The following is a 13,510-nucleotide window of genomic DNA, read 5'->3' on the forward strand; positions in this document are numbered from 1 at the left end:
AAAACATTGTTTTTAACAGATCTTCCTGTATTTTCACACGATTTACACTATTTTCGTCACGTTTTTTTTCTCACGTTTTACCTTGAGTACAAACTGCGGCAAGGCAAGCATGCGCTTGGCCCGCTTCGGTTCCTTGAGCAGCCGGTACAGCCATTCCGCTCTCAGCTTCTGGAATACGACCGGTGCACGCTTAGACCTGCCGGAAATAATATCGAAGCTGCCGCCCACGCCCATCATCAGCGGAACGCCGAGCTGCTCCTTATATTTACCAATCCAAGGCTCCTGGGTGTCTGCACCCCTGGCTACAAACAGCAGGTGCGGGCTCGCTGCACGAATCTGCGCAATGACTTCCGGATCTTCGGGCTCACCGAAGAAGCCATCGCGATATCCGCACACCACGATGCCAGGATATTGCTTTTGTAACCTGCTTGCTGTCTCTTGAATCACTTCTTCTGTAGAACCGAGCAAATACACTCTCCACTGATAGGATTCACCAACATGCATGAGTTCATGTAACAGATCAAATCCGGCAACACGCTCTGCTACAGGAACACCGCAGTATTCGGCTGCCCAGACTACACCGGTACCATCTGGAACGACCAGCTCGGCCGACTTCATAATTTCCATATATTTCGGATCATTCAGCGCTGCCATGACCATGATCGGGTTGCCTGTAATGATCTGATGAGGCTTACCGGCCTGTATCGCTTCGGTCAGATAAGCCACGGTGTCCTTCATATTCATGCGCGAAAACGGAATGCCAAAGATCGGCACCGTCGGTACGGTTCTCACGGGGGATTGAGTTTGATCTGCCGTCCCGCCAGACGCTTGTTCCTTACGCTCTATCATGACTTTCAATCATCCTTTGCCGCTAAGAAATTTTAGAATGTGAGCTGCAGGCTCCTGAGCTTGCTCTTTCAGCGCAGCGATCGCCTCTTCCTTGTCCGCAAGCCACTCTGCATGAGAATCCAGCATGTCATTAAGTGCAGCAAGCAGCTTGTCTGCATCCAGTGATTCTGTGCTGCCGACAGGCTCACTGTTCAGCCGCTGAAGGAATGCATCGATCTTGGGATCATAAGATACACCTGCGAGCGGTACCCGCTGTGATGCAGCATAGATCAGACTGTGCAGACGCATCCCGAGGACGAGCTTGCATCGGGATACCTCCAGCAGCATCATCTGGGGATCGGTCTGCTGGGAGCAGATACTCACCTTGCTGCCTGTCCCATTCAAATGCCCGATCTTCTTTTTCACATAAGCAGAGGCTTCCTCATCCGAAGGAAGATGGAACGGAAGCAGTCGGATATGCACCTTGCGCTGCTCCGCGAGCTTCTTGAGTCCTTCGCCGATGGCATCCAGCTCTCTTCTCTCCTTGTCCCAGAAACGAACCGACACCCCGATTACAGGCAGGTCTTCCTCCTCTTGTCTTGGTGTCGTTCTTCTTGCACTTCCTCCGCCATACGCAGCGGCCTTCTTCACCTTGGATTCATCAGGCAGTGGCAGCCCCATGACAGGGTCTGGGACGACCTTGACATCATTCCACTGAATCCCATAGCTCTGAATGAGCTTAGCTGAATCCTCGTCACGTACTGAGATATACTCACAGTGTTTGAAGACACCACGGATCATCGGGTGAAAAATCTTCCGGTGCACTGGCCCCACGCCCTGCGCATATATAAACGTCGGCTTCTTCATATTCTGTGCCAGTTTAAGAATACCCAGATAATAAGGAATGGACTTCCAGCCCGTTGCATCCTGCAGCAAGCTGCCGCCTCCGCTGATCAGACCGTCGCTCTCCTTAATGGCCCGCCGAACCTCTCCGAGCTTCATCCGATGTACAGCTCTCACGCCATACGTCTGCTGTGTCCATTCAGGATCACCTGATAAGACGATGGGCTCAATTTCAATAGACGAACGCTGGCTTTGTTCCTCAAGCGCTGTAAGAATCGACTTAAGTACCGCTTCATCTCCGCTGTTTCGAAAGCCATAGTATCCTGAGATAACTATTTTCTTAGTAGTATTGGTGACCATTTTTTCCAACATCCTTCCAGAACTTGCCACACCAGTATTGCAATCAGTCCAACAACCAGTCCCAGTCCGAGACCAAGCAGTCCACGAATAAGTGACAGATGCACCGGTGTATGAATGTGAGCGAAGGTGCCCACCATAGATAGCTGTGCAATAGCTGCAATGATTAGCAAGTAAATCCCATGACGGTATTTAAGAGCAATAAATGCTCCTACCACGAACATCGGATGGCCCAGCAGGAATTCCTTGTTACGCGGACGTACGCCAAACGTATTCTCAAGGAATGTACGCAGCTGTGCTTCAAACGGCAGTACCGTTCCGGCGTTCCCAGTTCGAGTCATATAGTAATAGCCTACCACACCGACAATACCCACTGCCACTATCATCAAAATCGTGATCGGCCGGTTCAGCAATTGGCGAATTGAAGCGACTGACATGGACTTCAGGTAGAAAAATACATAGATGGCAACGAGCAAAACAGGTCCAGAGTACAGGATGCTTACGCCTCTAAATTGATCGATGACGAGTGAATACGTAATGTTGTTAAGCAGTGCAATCATGAACGGAACACCAACAAAGGATAGGATAGATGTCCATACATACAGCAGGATGCTCTTCGATAACCGGCTCTTCACCGATAAGTCAGGCTTTCTCACCTGTGCAGCATTAATCTTTCTTACCGCAAGGATCATCGCAACGGTTGGTGCACTGATCGCAGCCAAGAGAGCTAACGCTTGTTCAAGCAGTGTTGGTCTAAGCAGGAACAGTCCAGCACTTCCAATCAGTCCGAGAACAAAGGCCGGCAGAGTCAGGAACGGAATAAAGTAGGATATCATCAGCGCAATCATCGCCACGCTGCCGACAACGACGACGGCCTTAAAGTATCTCTCACCGCCCGTTTCTGCAACATCAAAAGGCTCTGCCTTGCCCATTACAAAACCGTTGTCTTCCATTCGCTGAACCGCTTTTCCTTCTTCACCCAATGCATCCATCAGGTTATCCAAAGGATCCGTTACTTGAGCCGTAAGTGCACTTCTAGCCGGAGCGGCATTCAGGTACAGCATTCGGATGTTCCGGTCCTTCGTTGCCAGTGCGAATCGATCTGAGATCACGTTCACATCCAGGTTTGCATCCGATTCACTGAGTGAATATAGACGAGTGACATTATAATCCGTCAGATATGCAAGGGTGCTGAATCCACTCTGAGGCTTCTTCAGATTCTCGATGGCAGCAAGCCCAATCCCATGCTTGTTCATTAGTTCTGCAAAGGCAGACAGACTCTTCATGTCTTCGTTATCGTTATAGCCCTTAACTTTATCGCCATCAAACAGAATCCGTGATACACCATACTGCTCAAAGGTCTCCATCATCGCAGCAGCCGCTTCTTGATCATACGGCAGTGCATCACCCAGACGAGGCATGATGTTGAAGCCACGCTCATGGAGTTCCGCCATCGCAATAGGATCAGGAAGCATCGGCTTCAGCTTCGCATTTTCCGTCGGAGTCTGAAGAACCAGTCCTTCTTCATTCAAATAGGTCCATGGATTCACGGGAATATCGAGTCTTTCGAAAGTATCTTCGATAATTGAAGACAAAGCCTCCCGGCTCTCATCCGATGTGAAGAGAATATACGTGTAGTTCTCATTAACCGGTGGGATTTGACCTGTCAGGTTGGCCGCTTGTACGCTGTCATAGATTGTAATCCTCTCTGACTTGCGGAATTCTTCCAATGTGCTCTCGTACACTGCCATCGTGATGACACCAGCATCCTTCAGCTCGGTCAGCTTCTGGTCAATAAAATCCTGTGGATGCGCCTGATAAGCGGCTACTTCGACAAGATCCCGATAATCGAACGCAAGCTCCACGTTCTTCGCGCTTGATTCTGTCTTCACACGATCTGCAATGATGGGAATCGAGGCAATGAGTCCGATAATAACAAGGATCCAGAGCCATTTGCGGGATACGGTGTTCCAATACTGCCATTTTTGACGCACTAAAAGTACCTCCTAAACAAAATAAATTAAAGATAATGAACAGAGACGGTAGAAATGAAGGAAATGAATTCAGATGAAGAATGAAATATAATAAATTTCTATATTCGCATGATACATCCTTACGATGGAGGGTAATAAGTGTATAGGGTGAAAAATGACCTCATATTTTTATACATTCCATATCATGCCCTAAGGAACCAAAAAATTCTCCTTCTCATCAAACTTGCAATCTGCTGACATAGGAAGAGCCTTTCCGCCAAACAACCCATAACGGTGCGGAAAGGCTCTCTACAATTAAAGTATTGCTTATGTTAACTCCTTGACCTTATGCATCCACACGCGCCATTACAGCTTCGATCAGACGATCAATCCGTGCTTGTGCATCTTCATAAGAAGTACCCTGTACCGCAAAATAAACCTTAATCTTCGGCTCCGTCCCTGATGGACGAAGGCAGAACCAGGATCCATCCTCAAGGATAAATTTCAGTACATTTTCTTTTGGCAGACCGTTCAGGCCTTTGGAGTAATCCTGCATCTCTGCCACTCGGATGCCTGCAACCTGATCAGGTGCGGATGTGCGCCAATCTGTCATTTTGGACTGGATTTGCGCTACGCCGTCTTTCCCTTTCAAAGTTCTCGACTGCAGTGCTTCAAGGAAGTAGCCGAACTGCTCGTACAGCTCCTGCAGTACATCGTACAGCGTCTTGCCTTGGGCTTTGTAATAAGCCGCCGCTTCACAGATCAACATCGCTGCAAGGACCGCATCCTTATCTCTCGCATAATTGCCGGCAAGGTAGCCGTAGCTCTCTTCATAGCCGAACAGATACGTATGGCTATCCGTCGCTTCAAAAGCATCCATCTTCTCACCGATATATTTGAATCCGGTCAGTGTATTAAACACCTGTGCACCGTAATGCTCGGCAATCACTGCCCCCATCTCACTTGTTACGATCGTCTTAACAACCGCACCGTTCGAAGGCAACTCTCCCCGCTCCTTCATCTGACTGAGCAGGTAATGGGTCATAATCGCCCCGGATTGATTGCCGGACAATACGAAGTATTTGCCGTTCTTATCCTTCACGACCGCTCCCATCCGATCTGCATCGGGGTCGGTACCAATCAGAATATCAGCTCCAACTCGTTCTCCAAGCTCAATCGCCAGGGTGAAGGCTTCACGCTCCTCCGGGTTTGGAGATTTCACGGTAGAGAACTCGGCATCCGGTTCTGCCTGCTCAGGTACAATATGCAGGTTCGTAAACCCGATGCGCTCAAGCACCTGACGAACCGGATGATGGCCTGTCCCGTGCAGCGGCGTGAATACAATGTTGAAATCCTTCGCGTAATCGGAGGCAATGCGATCACGGTTCAAGCTTACGGAAGCAACCGTTTCAATAAACGCTTCATCCTCCTCTGCGCCAAGCCATACCAGCAGTCCTTCTGCCTCGGCTTCAGCCTGGTTCAGCTTCTTCACTTCACGAAGTGAGGAAATCTCCTGTATGTAGCTGATGACACGTTCTGCTTCGTCCGGTACCAGCTGTCCACCTGAGGCATTGTACACTTTATAGCCGTTATATTCCGGCGGATTGTGGCTCGCTGTAACGACAATACCTCCTGTTGCAGCAAGATGTCTTACGCTAAAAGACAGCTGCGGCGTAGGGCGCAGTGATGGATACAATTTAGCAACAATCCCATTCGCAGCAAGCACCAGCGCAGCCTCCAGGGCAAATTCAGGTGAGAAGTGACGTGAATCATGCGCAATGACAACAGAAGGCTGCCCTTCGCCTTGATGCTGTTCAAGAATATATTTGGCAAATCCTTGCGTCGCTTTACCAACCGTATAACGGTTCATGCGGTTGCTTCCTGCTCCAATTACACCACGGAGACCCCCTGTACCAAATTCCAGCTCTCGGTAGAAGCGGTCCTCCAATTCTGTAGTGTCATTCGAGAGCTCTTTAAGCTCCTGCTTCGTCTCCTCATCGATTGAAGGATCCGCAAGCCATTGATTCAAACTGCGTTCTGCTGTTTCACTTAACATTACCATCATTTCTCCCTCCGGCCATGATCATTATTTTCTCTATGTGTTTATCCAGTAAGTACAACCATTAGAGCTGCTATTACTATATAATCATTAACCAATTTACCTAGGATCTGATAACGCAAACATGATTTCGCCTTCAGCAACCACTTTGCCTTCCACGCGAGCCGTTGCTTTTCCCTTGCCAATGGAGCCCTTCAAACGGGTAATCTCCACCTCAAGCTCCAGCGTATCGCCAGGCACTACTTGTCCGCGGAAACGGAAGTTATCCAGTCCAGCCAAAAATCCGATCTTGCCCTTGTTGGCTTCAACGTTAAGAATGGCAACCGCTCCGACCTGAGCCAGTGCTTCGGTAATGAGCACACCCGGCATCACCGGATAACCGGGAAAGTGGCCTGTGAAAAACGGTTCATTGATGGTCACATTCTTGATGCCAACGGCACGCTTGCCCTCTTCCATCTCCACGATCTTATCCACCAGCAAAAACGGAGGACGGTGTGGAATAATCTCTTGAATTTGATTAATATCGAGCATTATTGGTAAAACTCCTTCCATTCTATGCATAACATCTCAGCTTCTCGTCAAAACTATTCTTATCCTTCATCATCTGCAGTAGTGAAGGTTAAGATAAGGGGGTTTCTCTACCGCTTGCAGAACCGTAAACAGCCTTATGGGCTGCTTGCCCTGCTATAGAGAAGCCCTTTTTTGTTGTTGTTAAATGGAGCCTTGCTTTACGCACAAAGTCCCCCATCATTATACATTTTTCGGGAACAAAAAGAAAACTCCTGCTAAACAGGAGCTTTCCGTATTTTAAATGTTAAACGTCTATGGTGCAAATACCAGATCAAAAATATGCTTCCAGGTACGATAATCAAAGGCTGAACCGATATCCTGTCCACCAACGACCACATAACCCGCAATCATACCGCCGACGAGTGCCAGAATGAACAGCATAGGGATGAGCCACCAGCGCAGGACCTTCTTCCCAGATCCTTTCTTCTTCACCACAGCTGTATCTTCTTGAGTCATTACGTTCACCTATGCCCTCATATTATTCGCGAGATTTAACATGGTATCACTGGAGCTGAGTGCACGCGCAGCCAGCTGGTATGTGCGCTGTACCTCCAGCATCTTGGTCATCTCTGCGGTTAGATCCACATTCGAAGTCTCCAGGTAACCGGAACGAATGGAGGCACCCGCAGGAACACGAGCCGCTGCATTCTCTCCAAAGACTTCTGCTTCCGTCGCTCCCGGTGCTAGTGTATAGAGATTGTCCGCACTTGCAGAGAGCCCCTCCGGTCTCATTGGCTCAACAAATTGCAGCTGACCTGCAATCGCTGCGTTAGGCGAGTTGCCTATACGGACCAGCAAATTCCCGCTTGCATCTACAGCAGCAGATGAATTTACCGGTGCGGTAATCCCTTCTCCGTCTCTGCCGAGAACAGCGTAACCTTCTGCGGTAACAAGTCTCATCCGCTCATGATCTGCTGGGTCGGGAACAAATTGAAAATTCCCTGCCCGGGTCCAGGCCTTCTCTCCGTTCACCTCAACAGCGAACAGGGCGTTGCCTTCAATAGCCAGATCCGTCGGATTGCCAGTTGCATTCATTTCGCCCTGCGTCATATCCTGCGCAAGTGAAACCATCTGGATGCCATAGCCTTGCGTAAAGCCTAGTGGCGTGGCACGGCCATCCCGGTTCAGTGGTGAAGCCTGCTGCTGGAACGTGGTTAGTACATCTTCAAAAGAAGCCTGCTTGCTCTTATATCCCACCGTATCTACATTCGCAACGTTATCGGCAATTACATTCAGGCGCTGCTGCAGACTTTGCATAGACACGAGTGCACTTATCATCGAATTATTCATAAATTATCCCCCCAAACTTAAGAGATATGTAAAGCTCTAGCCGTATCCATTTAGACACGACCAATCTCATTCACAGCCTTTTCAAGGCTTTTATCATAAAATTGTATTACCTTCTGATTCGCTTCATACAGTCGCAGCGCCGCCATCATGTCTACCATAGACTGAGACGCATCAACCGTAGATTGCTCCAGAAATCCTTGCTGAACCTGTACATTATCCCCATCTGCCAGCTGCCTTGCCGCCCCTTCACTAGAAGGATCCAATGCAAAGTTACCATTACCTTCTTTAACAAGCTGGTGAGGCTGATCAATAATGGAAATTCCTAGACTAAGCCCTGCAGGGGTGCCGTTCACGGCATTCACCAGACGTCCTTGCTCGTCCACTTTAAATTGATTTACGGATCCTGTCAACACAATCGGCTCGCCATTATCTGACAGCACTTCGTAGCCGGTTGCACTAAGAAGTCTCCCTTCAGCATCCACACTAAATTCACCATTCCGTGTATATTTAACATTGCCTTCACTGTCCTGTACGGTGAAAAAGGCCTGCGGCTGATAAATGACGCTGCCGTTATCGCTAATATATTTACCTGACGCATCAAAGGGTACAGCCTGGCCTGTATTCGGGTCAATCACATTCAGATCGGAATACAGCGCAAAATCCATATTGTTCTCCGTTGGCGTAAGCGCTCCTTGGATATTCGAATACAAGCTCTCCTCCGCATATACACCTGTGTTGAGCAGACCTACCTTCTTATTGCCGGGCGAGGAAGCATCTCCTGTCCGCTCCAAGAGCATTTCGGGAAAAGAACGAGTCACGCTCTCCACCTGCTTGTATCCTGTTGTATTCAAGTTGGCGATATTTTGCGTCACGGTATCATGTCTGCGCTGCTGGGCTACCATTCCGGCTGCCGCTGTATAAAGACCACGAATCAACCTTACTCCTCCTTCATGCTGTCAGCATATTTGTATATATTATTTAAAGACCAGCTGTTTGATAAGTTATCAATTTAATTTATGTACTGCTTATTGCTATATCGGCAGATTAGAACTTTTTCTTAAGGGAACGATCCAAATGATTAAGCATCAGGCCCGTCCCCTTGACGACGCAGTGCATCGGATCCTCCGCCACCAGAACCGGAACTCTGAGCTCTTCTGCGAGCAGCTCGTCCAATCCTTTGAGCAGTGCACCTCCACCGGTCAAAATCACTCCACGATCAATGATATCCGCAGCCAGTTCAGGCGGAGTCTGCTCCAGTACCGATTTGGCAGAGGCGACGATCCATTCTACAGGGTCGGACAATGCCTCCTGAACCTCACCTGATGTGACCATAATCGTCTTCGGCAAGCCGCTGACCATGTCCCGTCCGCGAATATCGAGCTCAGCCTGCTCACCATTCGGATGTACCGTACCGATCATCATCTTAATATGCTCTGCCGTCCGCTCTCCGATCAGAAGCTTGTACTTATTTTTGATATACTTCAGTATCGCTTCGTCAAACTTGTCCCCCGCCATTTTAATAGAAGAAGAGGTAACGATCTCACCCATCGACAGTACAGCGACATCCGTTGTCCCCCCGCCGATATCGACGACCATATTTCCACTCGGCTCATAGATATTCATGCCTGCGCCAATCGCCGCCGCTTTGGGCTCCTCCTCCAGAAATACTTCCTTCGCCCCACTACGTTCTGCCGCTTCACGAATTGCCTTCTGTTCTACAGAAGTGATATTGGTTGGTGCACATATTAAAATACGGGGACGGCTGTACCAATTCTTGCCGCCAACCCGATGAATGAAATATTTAAGCATCGTTTCCGTAATATCAAAATCAGCAATGACCCCATCACGCAAAGGCCGGATAGCCACGATGTTCCCAGGTGTACGCCCTACCATACGTCTTGCTTCTTCTCCAACGGCGAGGACTCTCTTGGACCCGCTCTCAATCGTAACGACAGAAGGCTCGTCAAGCACAACTCCGCTTCCTTTCACGTGAATAAGCACATTTGCTGTGCCAAGATCAATGCCGATATCCTTGCTAAACATATAAAAGAGCCCCCAAAGTGATATTTTATAGGTCCGGGATTTTGCATAAGGTGAATGGTTAACGAATGGATTTATGCAAAATCCTCATGAAAATACGTTGTTTGCTGCATATCGAATCTTGCACCACTCGAATGACTCAAATGAATGCTTAATCCCTCATATAGCTATTGTTCGACAAAAGACAGCAACTTTATGTGAAAGTTCAATCGTATACTAGTCATATTTCGACGTAATCCCATCTTTTAACATATCATACTTCAGGGGAGGTATTCAATGCATTTGTATGCTTCTGGTCCTATCTTAAGCAGGGTGGTCTCAAGATTTGCTGGAGGCGAGCACCTCCCGTTTTTTGCCGCTCGATTTCTTATATTTGATCTTGGTGGCTTCTCCTCCCCGCAAATGACGGATGGATTTATGATACTCAAGAATGTGCTTTACCTGATCGGCAAGATCAGGGTTGATTTCCGGCAGCCGTTCGGTCAAATCCTTATGCACCGTGCTCTTTGAAACGCCAAATTCTTTGGCGATTGTCCGGACCGTATGCCTCGTCTCAACGATGCAGCGTCCAATCTTAATGGTCCGTTCCTTGATGTAATCGTGCACGCTCCCGCCTCCCTACTGTGGATAGTTTGGTACATTATATGAGGGGCGTGCCTAGATATTCACGGTTTCAAAGGGTGACAAGCTTAGGTAGATGGATTTATTTTCATTTTCATTATCCACAGGTTTGTCCATTTCCGCGATTTAAGCGGCAAAAAAGAAAAAGCAGCGGGTTTCCCCGCTGCTTTATAAAGATAGATCTTTAATTATTTTTGTGGCAGGTACTGCTCTGGATTAACCGGTTTTCCTGCTTCGAATACTTCAAAGTGGACGTGGTTGCCAAGATCCTTCTTCAGCTCGCTGGTTCCGGATGAGGCAATGATATCACCTTGTTTGACCTTGTCATCCTGTTTCACTGTTACGTTAGACAAGCTTTGGTATACCGTCTTCAAATCGTTGTCGTGTGTAATTTCAACGACCATTCCATTTAACGGATGTGTTTCAACACGAGTTACGGTACCGCTCATTGCTGCTTTGACTTCAAAGCTCTGATCATCTGCTCTTGCGAGGTCAATACCGACATTGGCAAAAAACGTTTGGTCATACTCTAGCAATGCACTTGCTTTTTCTTCATTCGAAGCTTCTGAATCATAGAAAGGCTTCACGACACTTACATCAGCTGGGCTTGCAACCGGCCATGCGAGATTCTCGGCTGTACCTTCTCCTTCACCGCTGCTAGCAGGCTCTTCTTCTAGATTCACTCCAGTGGTAGGAACGGATTCTCCTGTTTCTGAAACCTCATTTACGGTCTCATTCACTAGAGATTGTCTGGTTGTGTCCTGGTAGACCCACACTAAAGTTAGTATAATAGCTGCTGCGGCAATGTAAGCTGCCGGGTATACCCACCGTTTGGACAACAGCCTTTTCCAGGATGAAGGTTGTGAACTTTGTGCTCCTTGATTGGATTTTGGAGCATCTTCTTGGTTTTGATTTTTGTTTTGTTCATTCATATTCTATCACCTCAGTAACAAGTGTTACCGGGCGCAACTCTTTTATACTCGCCTATTAAAATATTTATGAAATTTTTTGAGAGTTCAGGATTTCTCTTTATATAAGAGCTCAGAGGCTCGTCCGAACGATATCCCTGTATAGTAGTGTTTGAGAATCTCTGTTGCTGTATATCCTTCCATAGCCATGCCGTTCGCCCCCCACTGGCTCATCCCTACGCCATGCCCGTAGCCGATCGTCGTGATCGTAATCTCATTTCCTTTGGTAGACCATTTGAACTCACTAGATCTGAGCCCCAGCAGCTCTCTTATATCTTGTCCGGAGAAAATCTTGCTGCCTACCCGAATCTCTTTGATCCGATTCCCCTCGGTCTTGGAGATGACTTCGATAAAAGGCTTGACCCCTGCGTTATTCGTAGACACTGGCACCGGATCCGGAATGACATTCAGCTTATTCATAAATTCCACACGCGTCATTGTCACACTCTCTTGAAATCCAGGTGCAATCTTGGCATCCCATGGACTTGCCACGCTTCTAAGGTAAGGAACCGCCTCCTGCCACACTTCCTCGGAGTTCTCTGTGTATCCATTGCTGGTGGAGAAGAAGGAGGCCGTAATCGGTTGTCCTTTGTACGTCATAATCGAATCCTTGCTCTCCCGGACAGCCTGCTCCAGCTTGGCCCATTCCTCTTGCTTGCCAAGCTCGGCCCATTTATCCTTCAGACCGCCGAACGGATGATAAACCTGATGATCCACGGTATCCGTGACATCAGCGCCGCTGACCGGAACGCCGCTGGCATCGCCTGCGGCGAGACGCTTCACGATATAAGTGCGCGCGGCAATGGCCTGCGCCTTCAACGCCTCGAGGCCGAAGTCCGAAGGCATTTCGGCCGCCAGTACCCCGGTGACGTACTGCTCCAGCGTCACCGTATCAATGGTGCCCGTCTCCGCCAGGTAGACGCGCACCGTGGGTTCGGGATACACCTGGGCCGGCTGCGTAACGGCCGGCCCAGGTGTATCCGGCGCTGAGGCAGCGGGCGGAGCTGCTGCCTCCTGCGGCGCCTTCCCGCCGGTGCTGCTGCCGGCGGGAGGCGCGGTTTGCTCCGCCGCTGGCGCTGGCTGCGGCGGGGTCCCCTCGCGGGGCCAAGCGAGCACTGCTGGGATCAGCAGTGCGGTGAGGGCCAGCCCCGCGAGGCCGGCGGCAGGTGCGAAGCGCCGCCGAGGGGGGCGCCGCGAGCTGCTGCCGCGGCGCCAGACGTAACGGGCCGTGGCGGGAGCCGGCCCGTCCTCTTCGTGAGCAGCCGGCGAACGATCCGGCTGCGGCCCCACCCCTGGCTGCAACTTACCCCCTGGATCCGTCTCCGATTCAGCCGCTGTTTTTCCTGCCGTACCGAAGAAAAACACCTCAGGCAGCTTGTTTCTGATAGAAGCCGTCTGCTTCATCCCTGATTGATTTCCTGCATGCTTTTTAGCTGAGTCATGCTTGACGGGCGCCTCCTCAGCAGCTGTAATCTGATGATTCAGTTTTTTTAACCTTTTACTTTCTTCTTTTTTTTGTATCACGTTGATATCTATTAGGGTAGAGTCAGGTGCGTTCTGCTTCTTTTTTGAGATCAAGTACGGAGTAGATTCCACCTCTTCCTGCTCTGTGGGATTAGAATTAACAGAATGACGATCTGGCCATGGGATTCGGACGATCCGGCTTCTTCGATAAGTGCGTACTCGTTCTTTCTTATAAGATGTATTGCTGCGTATCTTGCTCATCTTCGTGTTTCCCTCCGTTCTATTTGCCTGTCCATGTTTCAAACAAGGCTCGTAGAGACTTCATAGACTATACATATGAGTCCCCACCATCTGATAGAACCAAATAAGAGAATCGAAATGAAGAGACTAGCAGGTCGTTATAGAGTGATCTTACATCGTATTCAAACCCTAAATGCGCATGCAGCGCGTCATTATAATCATTTTAAAAACATTCCATATAGGAGCTGTTACCGCTT

Annotated in this window: 12 protein-coding genes; all 12 read right to left on the reverse strand. The window is 49.0% G+C overall.

The window, feature by feature from the left end; all coding sequences use genetic code 11:
* Nucleotides 1-42: 42 nt before the first annotated feature.
* Complete coding sequence (locus BLW49_RS11135; RefSeq protein ID WP_256209748.1) at nucleotides 43-744, reverse strand: WecB/TagA/CpsF family glycosyltransferase; 702 nt, start codon at nucleotides 742-744, stop codon at nucleotides 43-45.
* Nucleotides 745-858: 114 nt separating this feature from the next.
* Nucleotides 859-2,031: a polysaccharide pyruvyl transferase CsaB gene (gene csaB / locus BLW49_RS11140; RefSeq protein WP_076314503.1), complete on the reverse strand. Its 1,173-nt coding sequence runs from the start codon at nucleotides 2,029-2,031 to the stop codon at nucleotides 859-861.
* Nucleotides 2,004-4,022, reverse strand: a complete 2,019-nt coding sequence (locus tag BLW49_RS11145) for a DUF5693 family protein (RefSeq protein WP_076314502.1) — start codon at nucleotides 4,020-4,022, stop codon at nucleotides 2,004-2,006. The genes csaB and BLW49_RS11145 overlap by 28 nt, the downstream gene beginning before the upstream one ends.
* A gap of 325 nt (nucleotides 4,023-4,347) precedes the next feature.
* Nucleotides 4,348-6,063, reverse strand: a complete 1,716-nt coding sequence (locus BLW49_RS11150) for a phospho-sugar mutase (RefSeq protein ID WP_076314501.1) — start codon at nucleotides 6,061-6,063, stop codon at nucleotides 4,348-4,350.
* Between the two features lie 96 nt (nucleotides 6,064-6,159).
* The gene (gene fabZ, locus BLW49_RS11155) at nucleotides 6,160-6,591 is read right to left on the reverse strand and encodes a 3-hydroxyacyl-ACP dehydratase FabZ (protein WP_076314500.1); all 432 of its coding nucleotides are present in this window, start codon (nucleotides 6,589-6,591) and stop codon (nucleotides 6,160-6,162) included.
* 291 nt (nucleotides 6,592-6,882) lie between these two features.
* Nucleotides 6,883-7,086 (reverse strand): DNA-directed RNA polymerase subunit beta, encoded by a 204-nt coding sequence (locus tag BLW49_RS11160; RefSeq protein ID WP_076314614.1) that lies wholly within the window; start codon nucleotides 7,084-7,086, stop codon nucleotides 6,883-6,885.
* A 9-nt stretch (nucleotides 7,087-7,095) separates the two neighbouring features.
* Complete coding sequence (locus BLW49_RS11165; RefSeq protein WP_076314499.1) at nucleotides 7,096-7,920, reverse strand: flagellar hook-basal body protein; 825 nt, start codon at nucleotides 7,918-7,920, stop codon at nucleotides 7,096-7,098.
* 50 nt (nucleotides 7,921-7,970) lie between these two features.
* Nucleotides 7,971-8,855: a flagellar hook-basal body protein gene (locus BLW49_RS11170; RefSeq protein ID WP_076314498.1), complete on the reverse strand. Its 885-nt coding sequence runs from the start codon at nucleotides 8,853-8,855 to the stop codon at nucleotides 7,971-7,973.
* Nucleotides 8,856-8,964: 109 nt separating this feature from the next.
* Nucleotides 8,965-9,963 (reverse strand): rod shape-determining protein, encoded by a 999-nt coding sequence (locus tag BLW49_RS11175; RefSeq protein WP_047912384.1) that lies wholly within the window; start codon nucleotides 9,961-9,963, stop codon nucleotides 8,965-8,967.
* Between the two features lie 315 nt (nucleotides 9,964-10,278).
* The gene (gene spoIIID, locus BLW49_RS11180) at nucleotides 10,279-10,566 is read right to left on the reverse strand and encodes a sporulation transcriptional regulator SpoIIID (RefSeq protein WP_047912385.1); all 288 of its coding nucleotides are present in this window, start codon (nucleotides 10,564-10,566) and stop codon (nucleotides 10,279-10,281) included.
* A gap of 203 nt (nucleotides 10,567-10,769) precedes the next feature.
* Nucleotides 10,770-11,513 (reverse strand): M23 family metallopeptidase, encoded by a 744-nt coding sequence (locus BLW49_RS11185; RefSeq protein ID WP_076314497.1) that lies wholly within the window; start codon nucleotides 11,511-11,513, stop codon nucleotides 10,770-10,772.
* Nucleotides 11,514-11,597: 84 nt separating this feature from the next.
* On the reverse strand, nucleotides 11,598-13,274 hold the full coding sequence (gene spoIID / locus BLW49_RS11190) for a stage II sporulation protein D (protein WP_256209717.1): 1,677 nt from the start codon (nucleotides 13,272-13,274) through the stop codon (nucleotides 11,598-11,600).
* Nucleotides 13,275-13,510: the final 236 nt, after the last annotated feature.

This window comes from Paenibacillus sp. PDC88, from assembly GCF_900106725.1.
In the GTDB taxonomy this organism is placed as follows: domain Bacteria; phylum Bacillota; class Bacilli; order Paenibacillales; family Paenibacillaceae; genus Paenibacillus; species Paenibacillus shunpengii.

Coding starts and splice junctions, on each gene's coding strand:
- BLW49_RS11150 (WP_076314501.1), bottom strand. CDS start 6,063: ATGGTAATGTTAAGTGAAACAGCAGAACGCAGTTTGAATCAATGGCTT.
- BLW49_RS11135 (WP_256209748.1), bottom strand. CDS start 744: ATGAATATGAAGGACACCGTGGCTTATCTGACCGAAGCGATACAGGCC.
- fabZ (WP_076314500.1), bottom strand. CDS start 6,591: ATGCTCGATATTAATCAAATTCAAGAGATTATTCCACACCGTCCTCCG.
- BLW49_RS11175 (WP_047912384.1), bottom strand. CDS start 9,963: ATGTTTAGCAAGGATATCGGCATTGATCTTGGCACAGCAAATGTGCTT.
- csaB (WP_076314503.1), bottom strand. CDS start 2,031: ATGGTCACCAATACTACTAAGAAAATAGTTATCTCAGGATACTATGGC.
- BLW49_RS11160 (WP_076314614.1), bottom strand. CDS start 7,086: ATGACTCAAGAAGATACAGCTGTGGTGAAGAAGAAAGGATCTGGGAAG.
- BLW49_RS11185 (WP_076314497.1), bottom strand. CDS start 11,513: ATGAATGAACAAAACAAAAATCAAAACCAAGAAGATGCTCCAAAATCC.
- spoIID (WP_256209717.1), bottom strand. CDS start 13,274: ATGAGCAAGATACGCAGCAATACATCTTATAAGAAAGAACGAGTACGC.
- BLW49_RS11165 (WP_076314499.1), bottom strand. CDS start 7,920: ATGAATAATTCGATGATAAGTGCACTCGTGTCTATGCAAAGTCTGCAG.